At 53.8% G+C, this 14,287-nt stretch carries 16 protein-coding genes and 1 tRNA gene; 14 read left to right on the top strand and 3 right to left on the bottom strand.

The annotated features are described in order from the left end of the window. Positions 1-2 precede the first annotated feature (2 nt). Positions 3-386, bottom strand: a complete 384-nt coding sequence (locus COMA1_RS14750; protein ID WP_090749885.1) for a hypothetical protein — start codon at positions 384-386, stop codon at positions 3-5. A gap of 141 nt (positions 387-527) precedes the next feature. Here COMA1_RS14750 and ald point away from each other — a divergent pair, with 141 nt between their 5' ends. From ald to COMA1_RS14705, 9 genes are all read left to right on the top strand, one after another. Next, positions 528-1,658, top strand: a complete 1,131-nt coding sequence (gene ald / locus COMA1_RS14745; protein ID WP_245631115.1) for an alanine dehydrogenase — start codon at positions 528-530, stop codon at positions 1,656-1,658. Between the two features lie 35 nt (positions 1,659-1,693). Then, positions 1,694-1,770, top strand: a tRNA-Pro gene (locus COMA1_RS14740). A gap of 525 nt (positions 1,771-2,295) precedes the next feature. Next, the gene (locus tag COMA1_RS14735; protein WP_090749881.1) at positions 2,296-2,592 is read left to right on the top strand and encodes an acylphosphatase; all 297 of its coding nucleotides are present in this window, start codon (positions 2,296-2,298) and stop codon (positions 2,590-2,592) included. A gap of 16 nt (positions 2,593-2,608) precedes the next feature. After that, positions 2,609-3,562 (top strand): sigma-70 family RNA polymerase sigma factor, encoded by a 954-nt coding sequence (locus COMA1_RS14730; RefSeq protein WP_090749880.1) that lies wholly within the window; start codon positions 2,609-2,611, stop codon positions 3,560-3,562. 5 nt (positions 3,563-3,567) lie between these two features. Beyond that, complete coding sequence (locus COMA1_RS14725) at positions 3,568-4,092, top strand: adenine phosphoribosyltransferase (RefSeq protein WP_090749878.1); 525 nt, start codon at positions 3,568-3,570, stop codon at positions 4,090-4,092. Between the two features lie 111 nt (positions 4,093-4,203). Then, positions 4,204-4,761: a TraR/DksA family transcriptional regulator gene (locus COMA1_RS14720; RefSeq protein ID WP_090749876.1), complete on the top strand. Its 558-nt coding sequence runs from the start codon at positions 4,204-4,206 to the stop codon at positions 4,759-4,761. 48 nt (positions 4,762-4,809) lie between these two features. Next, positions 4,810-5,508 (top strand): 7-cyano-7-deazaguanine synthase QueC, encoded by a 699-nt coding sequence (queC, locus tag COMA1_RS14715; RefSeq protein ID WP_090749874.1) that lies wholly within the window; start codon positions 4,810-4,812, stop codon positions 5,506-5,508. Positions 5,509-5,543: 35 nt separating this feature from the next. After that, positions 5,544-5,939 (top strand): c-type cytochrome, encoded by a 396-nt coding sequence (locus COMA1_RS14710; RefSeq protein ID WP_090749872.1) that lies wholly within the window; start codon positions 5,544-5,546, stop codon positions 5,937-5,939. 235 nt (positions 5,940-6,174) lie between these two features. Then, positions 6,175-6,441 carry a hypothetical protein gene (locus tag COMA1_RS14705; RefSeq protein ID WP_090749871.1) on the top strand — a complete coding sequence of 89 codons (267 nt, stop codon included), beginning with the start codon at positions 6,175-6,177 and terminating at the stop codon, positions 6,439-6,441. Positions 6,442-6,660: 219 nt separating this feature from the next. Here COMA1_RS14705 and COMA1_RS14700 read toward each other — a convergent pair whose 3' ends face one another. Together COMA1_RS14700 and COMA1_RS14695 are read right to left on the bottom strand one after the other, a co-directional pair. After that, positions 6,661-7,125 (bottom strand): tetratricopeptide repeat protein, encoded by a 465-nt coding sequence (locus tag COMA1_RS14700; protein ID WP_176698088.1) that lies wholly within the window; start codon positions 7,123-7,125, stop codon positions 6,661-6,663. Between the two features lie 364 nt (positions 7,126-7,489). Next, positions 7,490-8,074, bottom strand: coding sequence for a tetratricopeptide repeat protein (locus COMA1_RS14695; RefSeq protein WP_176698087.1), 585 nt, complete (start codon positions 8,072-8,074; stop codon positions 7,490-7,492). A gap of 471 nt (positions 8,075-8,545) precedes the next feature. Here COMA1_RS14695 and COMA1_RS14690 point away from each other — a divergent pair, with 471 nt between their 5' ends. From COMA1_RS14690 to COMA1_RS14670, 5 genes are all read left to right on the top strand, one after another. Further along, entirely contained in the window at positions 8,546-9,163 is a 618-nt protein-coding gene (locus COMA1_RS14690) for a YqgE/AlgH family protein (protein WP_176698086.1), read from the top strand. Between the two features lie 233 nt (positions 9,164-9,396). Next, positions 9,397-11,043, top strand: coding sequence for a magnesium transporter CorA family protein (locus COMA1_RS14685; RefSeq protein ID WP_090749865.1), 1,647 nt, complete (start codon positions 9,397-9,399; stop codon positions 11,041-11,043). Between the two features lie 331 nt (positions 11,044-11,374). Beyond that, a complete protein-coding gene (gene pyrR / locus COMA1_RS14680) occupies positions 11,375-11,932 on the top strand; it encodes a bifunctional pyr operon transcriptional regulator/uracil phosphoribosyltransferase PyrR (protein ID WP_090749864.1) in 558 nt (185 codons plus the stop codon). 22 nt (positions 11,933-11,954) lie between these two features. After that, on the top strand, positions 11,955-12,878 hold the full coding sequence (locus tag COMA1_RS14675) for an aspartate carbamoyltransferase catalytic subunit (RefSeq protein WP_090749862.1): 924 nt from the start codon (positions 11,955-11,957) through the stop codon (positions 12,876-12,878). 118 nt (positions 12,879-12,996) lie between these two features. Next, the gene (locus tag COMA1_RS14670; protein WP_090749860.1) at positions 12,997-14,283 is read left to right on the top strand and encodes a dihydroorotase; all 1,287 of its coding nucleotides are present in this window, start codon (positions 12,997-12,999) and stop codon (positions 14,281-14,283) included. Positions 14,284-14,287 lie beyond the last annotated feature (4 nt).

Below are 14,287 nucleotides of genomic sequence, written 5' to 3'. Positions count from 1 at the left end.
CGCTAGACGGGCATTGTCAAGGTATTGAGCCGCTCCATCAAGAACGTGACGTCGCGGTTGTTGAGCAATGTGGATGTCTGCTGGGGCGCGTTCAGAATCGTCATGATTTCATGTAATCGCAGCGAGGCGCGTCGAAATTCGTCAGCCTTAGAGAGCTCAGAGGCGAACCCAGAGCGCAATTTATCGAATTCAGCAAGGATGTCGCGAAAATCTCGCTGGAAGTGTTTGTGCAAGGAGCAGAATGTACAGTACCACCTTGGGTTTTGATCCGACGATGGCGATAAACGATCATAGGGGCGTCCAAAAAAATCTTTTCCCAGCGACAACTTTGTCAGTGCGTTGCTTGGGGATCCGCAGGCCTGACAGGCGTGATTCCAAGAGTCCATCGCTATCTCCTCATAATGCAAGGTGTGCATCTTACAACAGGACTTTCCGGACTGTCCATGGTCGGGAGGGACTCCAAACACAGCGCCTATTCCAGACTGCACTGGAGAAGTCCGAGGTATAATAGTGATGGATGTAGCATTGTGTACCCGAAGGGAGGGGAAGCACATATGGTGATCGGCGTTCCTAAAGAAATCAAAGATCATGAGTATCGCGTCAGCTTAACGCCGGATGGTGCTGCGACCTTATGCCAGAGAGGACACGATGTCTTGGTCGAAGCTTCGGCTGGCATGGGCAGTGGGTTTGGCGATGATGAATACCGCAAGGCCGGTGCCACGATTGCCGATTCAAAAGTTGAGTTATTCGAACAGGCAGAGTTGATTCTGAAGGTCAAGGAGCCGCTGGTTCAGGAATGTATGCTGTTTCGTCCCGGTCACCTCTTGTTTACCTATTTGCATCTTGCTGCTGTCCCGGATGTGACGAAAGAACTTCTTAGCCGCAAGATTACGGCAATTGCCTACGAGACGACAGAGGCCAAGGGTGGGAGTCTTCCCATGCTCAAGCCGATGAGTGAGATCGCAGGTCGGATGTCGATCCAGATTGGCGCCCGATACCTTGAGAAAATCCATGGGGGACGCGGCGTACTGTTGGGAGGGGTTCCAGGGGTAGAACCGGGTCGGGTGGTCGTGTTAGGAGCTGGAGTTGTCGGAGCAGCAGCTGTTCGTATGGCTGTGGGGTTAGGAGCACAGGTCACGGTCATCAATCTGGATGTTGAACAGTTACGTGGCCTTGATGATCAGTATCACGGGCGCATTGTCACTCGTGCAGCAAGTTCTGCGGTCATTGAAGAAGCGGTCTGTTCTGCGGATCTGGTGATTGGGGCGGTGCTTGTTCCAGGAGCCAAGGCACCCAAGTTGGTGTCGCGTGCAATGGTCTCCCGGATGAGGCCTGGTTCCGTAATCATTGATGTCTCCGTCGATCAGGGCGGCTGTATTGAGACAACCAGACCAACGAGCCATTCTGATCCCGTGTACCTGGTGGATGGAGTGACCCATTATTGTGTGGCCAATATGCCTGGAATTGTTCCTCGCACATCCACCTATGCGCTGACCAATGCGACCATGCCGTACTTGGTCCGTCTTGCTTCCGAGGGCGTAGAGCGAGCGATTCGGTCTGATCCTGGTTTGGCGAAGGGCGTCAACTTAAAAGACGGGAAGGTAACGCATTCAGGTGTGGCAGAATCACATGGGTTGCCTTTTACCCCTCTCTTGTAAGACAATCACGCCGTCGGTTGATCGCTTGGTCTTGTCGGGGCGTAGCGCAGCCCGGTAGCGCACTGCGTTCGGGACGCAGGGGTCGGAGGTTCAAATCCTCTCGCCCCGACCAAACCAAGTAGGCTTGATCAGGGGCATCTTCCTCAACCTTTCCAGATGCTCGGTGGTACGGTGGTTCTTCTTTCCTCGTTCACTCACAACCAGCGCTAGGGTCATATCGCGTCAGTGGTCTGTTAATGATCCTATTTGAGCCACAGTCGGCTGGGCATCTCTCTTTTTGATCGTTCGGCGATTGAGAGGAGACTCCATGCGACGTGCATCAGTGTCTCTGTCAGTGGGGTGCCGGATGGTCATCGTCTGTCATAGTGATCCTACATTCAAATCAAAGGGTTACTTCTCTACAAGCCATCTGGCACTGGTTTGTTTGGTGGAGTAATCGCGAGAACCTCTTTAGGCCGTTCGTTCCAGTCCTTGGTCCGTTCTGTTAGAAATTAAAACCTCAAGAAATCTTTGCATTATGACGACATAGTCAGGGAGTACATTTTGTAAAACGCGTGACGCGTCTGGAGAGGTGTGAGAATATCCGCAGAACGGAGCCGCAGGGCCTTGTGGGACGTAAGGGGTTAGCCGGAGGCAGATGACTCAACCCGCCAAGGAGTTGTCGGTGCGGGCTTGTATCCTTGTGTATGGTCGTGTGCAAGGGGTGGGGTTTCGTGCCTTTGCAGCCAGAGTAGCTGCGGATCTTCGGCTGGTCGGCGGTGTTCGTAATCTTCCCGATGGTCGAGTCGAGCTCGAAGTTGAGGGCCAAAAGGCTGTGATCGAAGCGCTTGAGCATCGACTGCGGATCGGTCCTTCTGCTGCTCATGTTACGAAAGTGGAGACGGTGTGGGGAGCAGCGACGGGGCAGTATTCTGTGTTTGAAATTTGGTATTAGGGCTTACTGAGGAAATATGAGCCTGCAACATCACGAGGAATCCGAGACGAGTGAGGCGCGAAGGCATCTTGAAGATGAGCCAAGTGCTTCCGAGTCAGGTGGATTTTCCGAGGAGAGTGAGCGTGAAACAGGTCGAGCCGAAGGCCTTGATACCCTCAAGAGCTATCTGCGCGAGGTCCGGCGATCCACATTGCTGACATTCAAAGAAGAGCAGCAACTTGGGAAACGTGTCATGGCCGGCGACGAACACGCTCGTCAACATATGATCGAATCAAATCTGCGCCTGGTGATCAGCATTGGGAAACGGTATATGCATCGGGGATTTCCCTTTTCCGATATCGTCGAAGAAGGAAATCTCGGGCTGATCAAGGCAGTGGAAAAATTCAACTATAAGCGGGGCTTTCGGTTTAGCACCTATGCGTCCTGGTGGATCAGGCAGTACATCGAACGTGCGATAATCAATCAAGGGAAACTGGTTCGACTCCCTGTCCATGTGGTGGAACGGCTGAATCGCTATTTGAACCGCACTGAGCAATTGGTCCAAGCACTCGGACGTGAACCGAGAGCGGCGGAAGTTGCGCTCAAGATGAAGACATCGGAAGAGGAAGTCTTGGATCTGAAACAGTTGGTCCGCACGACCTGTTCACTCGATAGCCCGCTCAATGATCGCACGGATACGTTTCTCCGTGATGTGATCGAGGATCCGACGGGATTGTCACCCGACGAAACCGCCGATGGGGTTCGGCGCCGAGCGGAATTGATGGCCTGGGTGAGGGAGTTGCCAGAAAAAGAGCAAACTGTTATTGTGTCGAGGTTCGGGCTTGATGGAGGGGAAGCGAAGACGTTGGAAGAGATTGGGCGGACCATGGGGTTGACTCGAGAACGTGTCCGTCAGATCGAAATGGCCGCGCTTGCCCGTCTTCGTCATACCATTGAGCGAAAAACCATGACACAGGCAGATCTGCTCTAGATCCCGTGACCACTGTCAACTATCAAGCGCTTATCCGCGAAGTGCCGGACTTTCCAAAGCCCGGCATTCTCTTTTATGACATCACGACCTTGTTGAAACATCCCGCAGCTATTCGAAGTCTGTCCGATCAATTGACGGCTCGGTATCAAGATCGAGGGATCCGGAAGGTCGTCGGAATTGAGTCTCGGGGGTTTATCTTTGGCGGGATTCTTGCGGCAAGGCTGGGAGCCGGATTCGTTCCGGCTCGTAAACCTGGCAAACTTCCTGCCGATTGTTATGAAGTCAAATATAACCTTGAGTATGGTAACAGCAGTCTTGCAGTACACCGTGATGCGATCGAGCTTGGAGAGCATGTGCTGATCGTCGACGATCTCCTGGCAACCGGAGGGACTGCGGAAGCGACGGTGAATCTCGTCCGACAGCTTGGAGGAACCATTGTCGGACTTGATTTCTTGATTGAACTAAAGAGCCTGAATGGACGTGAGAAACTCGGTGGGTATGACGTTCATTCGACCATCATCTATCCGTGAGCGGGATGATGGGGTATATCTTCCAATCCCCTCTTGTAACGGGAACGTGGGCCATGATTGAGAAGCAGGGATTAGCCTTCCAAACGACCTAATTGCGGAGCACATATTACTATGGTGACGAAGGGGCAGTTGAAGAAGAAGGGCGAGCTGAAAGCGAAGTCGGTTGAGCCGATCATCAAGAAACTGCAATCGGCGGCTAGCGTAGCGGCTACAGCGAAGCCATCGGTCGAAGTCGATGAAGTGCCCGTGCGACCGAAAGAGACCGCAAAAGAGCGAGAAGCACGGGAACAGCGACAGGAAGTGCTTCATAAAATGCTCCTTGGGAAGCGTCAGGAAATTATCAAGGAGATCGAAGGAAGTCTGGGGCAATCACTGACCGAAGATCAGCAGCGACGCCTGGAATCAGCACGCGATGTTGGAGACCAGGCATTGATGGATCTAGAGCGTGAACTGGGTATTTCCTTGATGGAAATGCGCAATCGGCGTCGGCAGTCAATTGATGAAGCCCTCACGCGTCTGCACGAGGGAACCTATGGAATTTGTGCGGAGTGTGGAATCGAGATCAGCGAGAGGCGGCTCCAAGCGGTCCCCTTCGCCAAACTGTGCGTCGAGTGCCAATCACGTGCCGAGCTGCTGGAGAAAATCGAACGAGAAGAAGATCGCGACTAGGTTTTTAATTCTGCCTCCTACAGCATCCTCCCGCAACGTGTTCTGCCTATGACTGGGCAGTTTCTAAAACGAGCTGTTGTACTCGCCAGCGGTGGCTTGGACTCTACCGTCACGGCCGCTGTTGCTCGACAGGCCGGCTATGAGCTGTATCTGTTGACTCTTGCCTACCAACAACGTCATGCCGTAGAGATTGAGCGGGCGAAGCAGGTGGCCGGTGCGCTGGAAGCAGAGCATCACCTCGTGGTGCCCGTTGATTTGCAGTCAATCGGCGGGTCGGCTCTCACTGGGGACATCCCAGTTCCCAAAGGCCGGCGTGACTCCGACCGTGGCCGTGACGTGCCGGTGACCTATGTGCCAGGCCGAAACTTGATTTTTCTCTCCATTGCAGCCGCACAGGCAGAGGTGGTGGGTGCCTCAGTGATTTATTTCGGGGCGAATGTGGTGGACTACTCTGGTTACCCTGACTGCCGTCCCGAGTTCATCAAGGCCGTGGAAACAACGTTACAGCTCGGAACCAAACTGGGGATGATGGGGGGGCGTATTGAAATTCGAGCACCTCTGATGCAAATGACCAAGGCAGAGATCATACGGCTGGGGCTGGATCTCGGTGCCCCAATCCACCTCACACACAGTTGCTATGATCCCACGGACACAGTGGCCTGCGGACGGTGTGACAGCTGTCTCATTCGACGGCGAGGGTTTGCAGAGGTGGGAGTTGTAGATCCAATTCCCTATGCGGTATCTTGAGGGAGTCATTTTCTGGGAACAGGTGGAGAATCTTTATGAGGTTGTCACAAGTTGCGCTACTCAGTTCGGTACTCTTGATGCTCGGCGTTGCTCCGGCGTGCAGTCAGAGCGGGGGGGAACCGAAGGCAAGTGGAACGGTAGCCTCTGCTCCGGCAGAGTTTCGTGACGGAGAGCAGAAGTTTAATACAAATTGTTCACGATGCCACGGCATCGGCGGCGTCGGAACCAACCAAGGCCCAACGTTTCTTCATAAAGTGTATGAACCGAACCATCACGGCGATGTAGCCTTCCAACGGGCGGCAGCGAACGGGGTTAAGGCCCATCATTGGCAATTTGGCGATATGCCGAAGATCGATGCCGTCAAGTCGGAAGACGTGGACGAGATCGTGAAATATGTCCGTTGGCTGCAAAAACAAGCTGGGATTTTCTAATCCCACGCATTCGTTTCTGTATGTCACCTCACCGAAGTTCAGACCCCCATGGCACAGCGCTTGAGTGCTTGTTCAATACTTTTGACCGTGCCATCGATGGTTCTATCTGGCCGTGACTCCCCACGGATGGATTGAACGCTGCTCCGCTGATAGGCGTCTTGACAGTTCCACGGATATCCTTAATGATGTCGGCTAACGGTAAGTGCCTTAGAGATGGCTCAACAAGGAGGAACTGATGACACTCACACGCTCGATATGCACATTTGCGATTCCGGCATTTCTGCTCGGGTTCGGTCTGGGAGGGGTATCGTTGCATATTGCATCGGCGGAGGGGCTCTTTGGAATCAAGGATTCGGTCACACAGATAGGAAGTTCGTTGGTTGAAATGCAGAAGAATGTTGATGAACTGCAAAAAAATATGAATGCGCTCAAACAGACCAAAGACAAGTTGTCTACTTTACCATCGGCTAGTGGTGCGATGGATTCTTTTATGAAGAAGTGAGGACGATAGGGCCAGTGGGTGCCTACTGTGCAGAGCCCCACGACCGTCAAGCCTCGCGGGGCTCTACCGGATCAGAAAGCTGAGTTTGTCGATCGCCGTGGGTCATTCCAGCCAGACGTGCGTTCAAAAGGAATGGGGCGCACTATTGAGAAGATGTCGACTCGGTAAGGATCGGGGGACGTCATGAGTGCAACGACTGGAAGGCCTCCACGCATCGCGTTACCGCCGATTTGGAGCCCACTTCTTGGCTCGTGTTTCGGCTTCAGTGACTTGCTCGGTCGTCATCTGTTTGGCCAAGGCATTGCGGGACTCAGCGGCTCGTTTCTCACCGTAGGCCGCAGAGAGGTTGTACCACATGTGAGCTTCCACAAGATTTTGTGAGACACCGCGTCCTCGTTCGTACATCATGCCAAGTTTAGCAAAGGCCAGCGCATTGCGCTGGTCCGCTGCTTTCTGAAACCAAAATAATGCCATGGGGTCGCTGAACGGAGCCCCTTGTCCTAATGAGTAAAGTGTGCCCAGATTGACCTGTGCCCCGGCATGACCCTGGTCTGCCGCTTTCTTAAACCAATACTTCGCTTCCAGATAGTTTTGCGGAAGTCCTTGGCCCTCACTGTAGTGGACGCCCAACTGGTTTTGGGCTTCTGCCTCGCCTCCTTGCGCCCGTGTGAGTAACTCACTCACTGCCGGGCCACTCGTGAGTGGCTGAGACGGGGGTTGGGGAGGGGAGAGACAACTTGATGAAAATGTACATAGCGTGAGTAGACCAATCAGCGGAAGTAATATGCTGATCGAGAATGAGCTTCTGTGATACTGAGACTGTGCTGACATCGTTGGTGCAGTGAATCCTACGAGCTGTATCCTACTCAGCTCACGCCTGGGAGTTCAAGGATGGAATGAGTGGGAGGCCAATTGTGAAAAGGATCGGGAACTGCACCATGAGAGGAAACCTGAGGCATGTTGACCGTGAGTCTGATCATCGGATGGATGGACGGAGTATTTGATCTATAGGTCAAGCAGGAGCTTGATGGAACGGGTTTCTGCATGATTATTCTTGAGGCGGTTCTTGCCCTTTCGGTTTCCAATTCCGTGTCAACAATTGTGCTTGAGCAATCTGAGCCGCCGTCATGTCGTGCCCTAGTCGATTCCGCCATTTTGCGCCGGCTTCATGACCATTGGCGGCTGCGAGGTTATACCAGAGATAGGCCTGGACGAGATCCTTCGGAACGCCTCGTGCTTGTTCATAGTGAGTGGCGATGAGAAACATCGCGGCGCCATGGCTCTGGTCTGCAGCCAGGCGGCACCACCGGAGAGCCTCCTGATAATCCTGGGGCATCCCGCGTCCGATATCCGACAGTACGCAAAGCCGATAAAACGCTCCAGGGTGGCGCTGAGTGGCCGCCATGCGATACCACCGTACGGCTTCTCGATGGTCCGCTGGACGAGCATTCTCATATCGTAGGCCAAGATTATATTGTTCTTCGGCGCTCCCTTGTTCTGCGACCGACCTGGACTCATCGATTCGCGATACGGTATCTCGCACATCAACATAAGGGGATTTGGGTGGATCGATGCATCCCTGTAGACTTCCCATGATGGTGACGGCGAGGAGATAGCGCAAGCCGGTGGTCATAAGTAAAGTTCCTTTTATGTAATCCAAATAGTGGCCCATCAACGTCCAAGCAATGTGATGACAGCTCGTTATCCCGACTCAACTCTAGCATACGCGAATGACACGTTGGTGATCTAGGGGCTATGCTCGATTGAGCCATTTTTTTACAGGATGACCGGTTCGATGTTGTCTGGCCGTAGCCCCTCGCACAGATCATTGGAGTCAGGTCGCCGTCTCTCGTTCAAGGTCGCTCGTAACCCAGCCCAATGGAATCGGTGGGCGATTGTTCGTGACGGACGTTTTCCAGGAAAAATCAGATAGGATATCAAGCCCCTGTTATTTGTCTGCTTCGGTGACTGTCCCGTGCATTCTCACTGCTCCTCACTCACGATTGACACAGGGAATCGTGAGTCGTAGCCTTTTCATGATGTGATAGCGCTGTCTCCTTTGCAATGATGTAATTCGACTTTGTGTAACGGTATGAGCGCTGGGATGAAACATGTTGTGTGGGCTATTCTGTTTCTGGGGACCATGATGGCGATGCCAGCATCCTCGGCCTCGGCTCAGCAGCAGTTTGTGCCCTCGCCAGTTCAAAAAGGCTCACTCTTGGTCGCAAGCCCCTCATTGAGCGATCCCAACTTTACCCGCACCGTTCTCTTCATTGTTGAACATGGGCAAGGTGGGACCATTGGTCTCGTGTTGAATCGTCCTACGGATGTACTATTAGCGGAAGTTTTACAGGATCTTCCGGTATTGAAACAGACCAACCACCGGTTATTTGCTGGAGGACCGGTTGGGCGTACGCAACTGGTGTTGCTGTTCCGACTCAAGCAACTCTTGCCCGATGCACGGCATATTGCGAATGGAATTTATGTGGGCACACCGATGGTTCTGGAGCGCGTCATTGCCGGTCTCAAGCCGAACGAAGCGTTCCGTGCCTTTGCCGGGTTTGCCGGATGGGCACCGGGGCAACTCGAATCTGAGATGCGTGAAGGCTCATGGGGCGTGTTGTCGTCCGGCACCTTCGATATCTTCAATATAGATCCTGAGACATTCTGGTCAGACAGCCTTGCTGTTCTCCAAGCTCCGAGAACGATTTCCTACGAATGATCGTTGGAGTAGCTGGTAGTTGTGTTACCTTCGGTAAGGAGGGCCCGTTGGATTCGCCAGTGTGAAACAAGGCGCTCTCCTGCCACGTGGTGATGACCGTATCTTTCCTTCACATACTTTCAGACTACGCTATGGTATAAGACCATCACGGCGCTGTTCCCTGTTGTGATGTCACGTGTCGGGTAACTGGCATGTGCTGGTGAGCGATTCGATCCTCAGCAAGGACGTGTTACGTGGCTGACTCTCAAACGGTTGTTCGACATTTCCGACAAATCCTGCTGTGGCCAATGCAGCTTACTCCCATCCGGGAGGACGCGCCGATCCAAAAGCATTGGGAACTTCTCCAGGCGACCAATCCGGACAACCCGTGGCGAGAGGTGCTGGACGAGTTTACGGGTGATCCTCGGCAGTTCCAGGAACGACATTACAGTGAGTTTGTGACATTTTTGCCCTACGTTCAGCGGTTTCTCTACGGCGAGGGGAAGCGAACGAGCGCTGAAGTTCGCGAGGGGGCCGCGATCCGCGTTTTTCGTCGCAATGATATTGCGAAAGTGCGGATGGTCTTCCCTGGCCCTCACGGGACTCCTGCGACCTTTACAGTGGCCCATGTGGATTTGTACTTTTTCTACGACATCGATGTGGCGATTTTGGTCGTCGAGATCTATGACAATGATGTACCGCTTGAGCAGGTGCAGAATTCACTCTTTCGCTTCGGCCGATGCTATCCCACCTACTGGGAGCGTGACGGGCACGGTGGCCATTGTCCCAAGCAGGTAGAGTGGTTGTCCTCAGATGGTACGGTGCTGGCGGTCTCAGATTATGATCACCGTGAGAAATATCTCTCGTTTGTCTGCCAGCATCGGTCGTTGAGTCTTGCCTCCCACTGGGAGTTTCTGCTGGAACCATTGGTGTTGCACCATTCAGAGAAAGCCGGTCTGATTCGGTATCGCCAGCTTGAATACCACTTGATGCCGGTCATGGCGTATCTGAGTCTGGACGATCCTGGCGCACTGACGCGGGGGGAGTTCGCACGAATAGGTTTGGCGGCGGCACCGGGTAGCTCTGATACGTTGCCGTTTTCGGAACGCTATCTCCGTAACTTTGAAGAACACCATTGCTATGACCGGTATTGGAACGGCCAAGGGCCAGGTTCACCAGGCGCCCGTTTTATGTGTACAGGCCGGGTGTTTACGATGGTGGGGGAAGCAGGAGAACCGGCGTTCGAAGATCGTAAAACAAATTTAGAACAATTCCGGCATGAATATTTTTTATTGTTTCTGGTCCCGCATTTTCATAAGGCGGCCCTGTTGATGCTGACGAATCGTCTTGTTGAGGCGATGCATCAGCTTGATCTCACCAAGTTGGACTCCGTCCGGCAGTTTCGTCGAGTGATTCGCCAAACACTCGGTATCTTTCTGCGGTTTACCCATCGCTACTGGTCCCATCAGGTGTCCGATCATGGGCAGGTGAAGGAACTCTATCGGATGGTCAGCGAACAATTAGGCACCGGTCGACTCTACGACGAGCTCCGTTCGGAGTTGGAAGATATGAGCCAATACCTCGATAGCGATGCGCTCCGTCGCCAAGGAGAAACGATGGTTCGCCTGACGGTGGTGGCGACTGTCGGCTTGATCGGTGTTGCAACAACCGGGGTATTGGGTATGAACCTCTTCGACTTGGGTGCGGAACCGTCGACCAAGCGCATCGGATATTTTCTCGTAGTGCTGATACCCGTCATCATTGTCACGCTCTATACGGTCTTGAAGGCAAGGCGACTTTCAGATTTTTTGGAAACCTTAGCTGAGGAGCATCGTTCGTCCAAAGACAAACTCGCGGCGTTGCTGACGGTATGGCGGAGCAAACAGGGACGGGATTCGTAGTCGACCGACAACCCTCATCTCTTCAGTGGACAGTCTTCCCGGCCAGACCTCAGCACGTTGCCTGTCGCATGGGGCAACGTACGTCCTGACCGTCTTTTCATAGAGCGCAGAGCGAGTTTGAGTGCCGTTGCGACGAATCTTGACAGGGCATCGTTGACTCAGTAGGATAGCGAAACCTTTAATGCTCATCCAGTGAGGTGAGCAAGGAGTTGATCATGTGTGATGTTCCGGCGCACGTTCGTTCCAGTCGACCTTCTCACTCTTGTGGTGGGGAGGTTTTTTTATGCCTGAAATGTGATCACGTGCAGGTGTCTCATTCTTGGTGCCTCAGATGAATCAGCCTTCTGATCGAAAAGAGGAAAAGCTCATCATGGACGCCGGGGATATCGCCCGCGCGTTGACGCGTATTGCGCACGAGATTCTGGAGCGGAATAAAGGTGTGAAGGATCTCGCCCTGGTTGGGATTCGGACCGGCGGGGTCTATCTTGCGCATCGGCTCGCCAAGCGCGTTCATGGGATCGAAGGCGTTCAGATTCCCATCGGGGAATTGGATATTACGTTGTATCGAGATGACTTAGCGTTGCGGAAAAACCAGCCGATTCTGAGGAAAACGTCGGTGCCGTTCGATATGGCGAACAAGATCGTCGTGCTCGTTGACGACGTCCTGTTTACGGGAAGAACGATACGAGCTGCGATGGATGGACTGATGGATTTAGGTCGTCCGGAGGAGATTCAGTTGGCGGTGTTGGTTGATCGTGGCCATCGGCAGTTACCGATCAAGGCCAATTATATCGGGAAAAATCTGCCGACGTCCCGTGATGAGCAGATTCAGGTGTTGTTGGAAGAAGATGGTGAGAATGACCGGGTGGTCATTCTGCGAGCAGGATAATGGTCATGGAATGGAGGGTTCCATGAGCGTGAAGCGCAAAGATCTGTTGAGTCTCGCCCCCTTGGCGGTCGATGAGATCACCCTCATCCTCGATACCGCCGATTCTTTTAAAGAAGTGACGGGGCGCGAAATCAAGAAAGTGCCGGCCCTGAGAGGGAAGACGGTCGTCAATCTCTTCTTCGAGCCAAGTACGAGGACGCGGACATCCTTCGAATTGGCAGCCAAGCGGCTGAGCGCCGACGTGATCAACTTTGCACCCTCTTCCAGTAGTGTCGTGAAGGGGGAAACGTTGCTCGATACGGCGAGAAATATCGAAGCGATGCAAGCCGACATTATCGTATTGCGGCATTCCTCGGCCGGAGCCGCCGAGGCGTTGGCGCAGGGAGTGAAGTCGTCTGTCATCAATGCAGGCGATGGATGGCACGAACATCCCACGCAAGCATTGCTTGATCTCTATACGATTCGGCAACGAGGAATGAACTTTCGAGGCTTGCGGGTGGCGATTGTCGGCGACGTGTCGCATAGTCGGGTTGCTCGTTCGAATATCTTTGCGCTCGTCAAACTCGGGGCTGAGGTCAGACTCGTGGGGCCTCCGACGATGATGCCTTGGGGCGTCGAAAAGCTGGGGGCGAAAGTATATTCCAATATGGATGAAGGTCTGCGCGACGTGAATGTCATCATGATGCTGCGGCTTCAATTGGAGCGGCAAGGGCGCGCACAGTTTCCTTCAATCAGAGAATACTCGCGGCTCTACGGACTCACCGCTGAGCGTGTACGGCTGGCTGACTCGGATGCCATCGTCATGCATCCTGGCCCCATCAATCGAGGTGTGGAGATCGCCCCGGATGTGGCTGATAGTTTGTCGTCGGTGATTTTGGACCAAGTTGCGAATGGGGTGGCGGTACGGATGGGAATTTTGTACCTCATGTCCGGGACCAATTCATGAATCCATTGATCTGACGGTCTGTCGAGTGCGTAACCAATGATCAGCGCTTGAAATGGAGTGGGTTCCGTGACAGATCATCGGATCAACAGAGACTGCCAACGTATAGAAAGGGCGTATCGTGTCGATTTTAATTAAAGGTGGTCGGGTCATCGATCCAGGTCGGTTTGTCGGAATAGCCGATGTGCTCATCGATGACGGAAAAATCACGGCGGTCGCTCCCCAGCTGACGGCTCCCGTCGGCAGCCGGACGATTCGGGCGGAAGGAAAGTTGGTTCTGCCTGGATTTGTCGACCTGCACGTGCATTTTCGAGAGCCAGGATTCGAATATAAAGAAACCATTCAAAGCGGCAGCGCAGCAGCAGTCGCAGGAGGATTTACGACTGTCTGCTGTATGCCCAATACAAGCCCGGTGAACGACAATCAAGCCGTGACCGAGTTTATTCTGGAACGGTCTCGGCTGGCCGGTCTCGCGAATGTGTTGCCGATCGGTGCGATCACCAAAGGATCCGAAGGGAAGGAACTGGCCGAAATCGGTGACTTGCGCCGTTCCGGTTGCGTGGCGATCTCGGATGATGGAAAGCCCGTGATGAACAGTTTGGTGATGCGGCGTGCGATGGAATATGCGTCGGCGTTTGACCTACCCGTGGTTGATCACTGCGAGGATCTCCATCTCGCCGAAGGCGGTTGCATGAACGAGGGGTTGATTTCCACCGAGCTTGGATTGCCCGGTATCCCTGCGGCAGCCGAAGATGTGATGGTGGCGCGCAATCTGTCGCTGTCTGAGTTGACGGGGGCTCGTTTGCATCTGGCCCATATCAGCACCGCCGGGTCGGCGCGAATGGTTCGGGAGGCAAAGGCCCGTGGGATTCGTGTGACAGCGGAGGCCTGTCCGCACCATTTCACGTTGACCGAGGACCTAGTGCGCGGTTACAACACCCATGCCAAAATGAATCCGCCCTTGCGGACCTGGACCGATGTCCAGGCGATCAAGGAAGGGTTGCGTGATGGGACAATTGATGTGATCGCCACGGATCATGCTCCCCATGCGACTCAGGAAAAACAGCAGGATTTTACCGAGGCTCCATTCGGAATTGTCGGACTTGAGACCGCGCTTTCGCTGACGTTGGGATTGGTGGAGGAAGGGGTCTTATCGCTCGAGCAAGCCGTTCAGAAGCTGACTTCTGCTCCGGCCGCCGCGTTCGGCCTCAAAAAAGGTACATTGGGGGTGGGCGCGGACGCTGATGTCGTGATCGTGGATCAGCATGAACAGTGGGAGGTCGATCCGACAAAATTCCGATCCAAGAGCCGAAACACGCCGTTTGTCGGATGGAAAGTGAAAGGGCTAGTACAGACCACGATCGTAGGCGGCCGTGTGGTATTCGAGGCCAGCCCTGTGGAGCGGTAGTGCC

Origin of the sequence: Candidatus Nitrospira nitrosa, from assembly GCF_001458735.1 — a bacterium.
Taxonomy (GTDB): domain Bacteria; phylum Nitrospirota; class Nitrospiria; order Nitrospirales; family Nitrospiraceae; genus Nitrospira_D; species Nitrospira_D nitrosa.
The sequence above is the reverse complement of the archived record's forward strand: the minus strand, read 5'-3'. Positions and strand labels throughout refer to the sequence as shown.

Excerpts from the sequence above, each read along its gene's own strand:
- COMA1_RS14690 (WP_176698086.1), top strand. The coding sequence starts at position 8,546 with ATGAAACATGTTGTGTGGGCTATTCTGTTTCTGGGGACCATGATGGCG.
- COMA1_RS14695 (WP_176698087.1), bottom strand. The coding sequence starts at position 8,074 with ATGACCACCGGCTTGCGCTATCTCCTCGCCGTCACCATCATGGGAAGT.
- COMA1_RS14720 (WP_090749876.1), top strand. The coding sequence starts at position 4,204 with ATGGTGACGAAGGGGCAGTTGAAGAAGAAGGGCGAGCTGAAAGCGAAG.
- COMA1_RS14735 (WP_090749881.1), top strand. The coding sequence starts at position 2,296 with ATGACTCAACCCGCCAAGGAGTTGTCGGTGCGGGCTTGTATCCTTGTG.
- COMA1_RS14705 (WP_090749871.1), top strand. The coding sequence starts at position 6,175 with ATGACACTCACACGCTCGATATGCACATTTGCGATTCCGGCATTTCTG.
- COMA1_RS14750 (WP_090749885.1), bottom strand. The coding sequence starts at position 386 with ATGGACTCTTGGAATCACGCCTGTCAGGCCTGCGGATCCCCAAGCAAC.
- COMA1_RS14675 (WP_090749862.1), top strand. The coding sequence starts at position 11,955 with ATGAGCGTGAAGCGCAAAGATCTGTTGAGTCTCGCCCCCTTGGCGGTC.
- pyrR (WP_090749864.1), top strand. The coding sequence starts at position 11,375 with ATGAATCAGCCTTCTGATCGAAAAGAGGAAAAGCTCATCATGGACGCC.
- queC (WP_090749874.1), top strand. The coding sequence starts at position 4,810 with ATGACTGGGCAGTTTCTAAAACGAGCTGTTGTACTCGCCAGCGGTGGC.
- COMA1_RS14710 (WP_090749872.1), top strand. The coding sequence starts at position 5,544 with ATGAGGTTGTCACAAGTTGCGCTACTCAGTTCGGTACTCTTGATGCTC.
- COMA1_RS14730 (WP_090749880.1), top strand. The coding sequence starts at position 2,609 with ATGAGCCTGCAACATCACGAGGAATCCGAGACGAGTGAGGCGCGAAGG.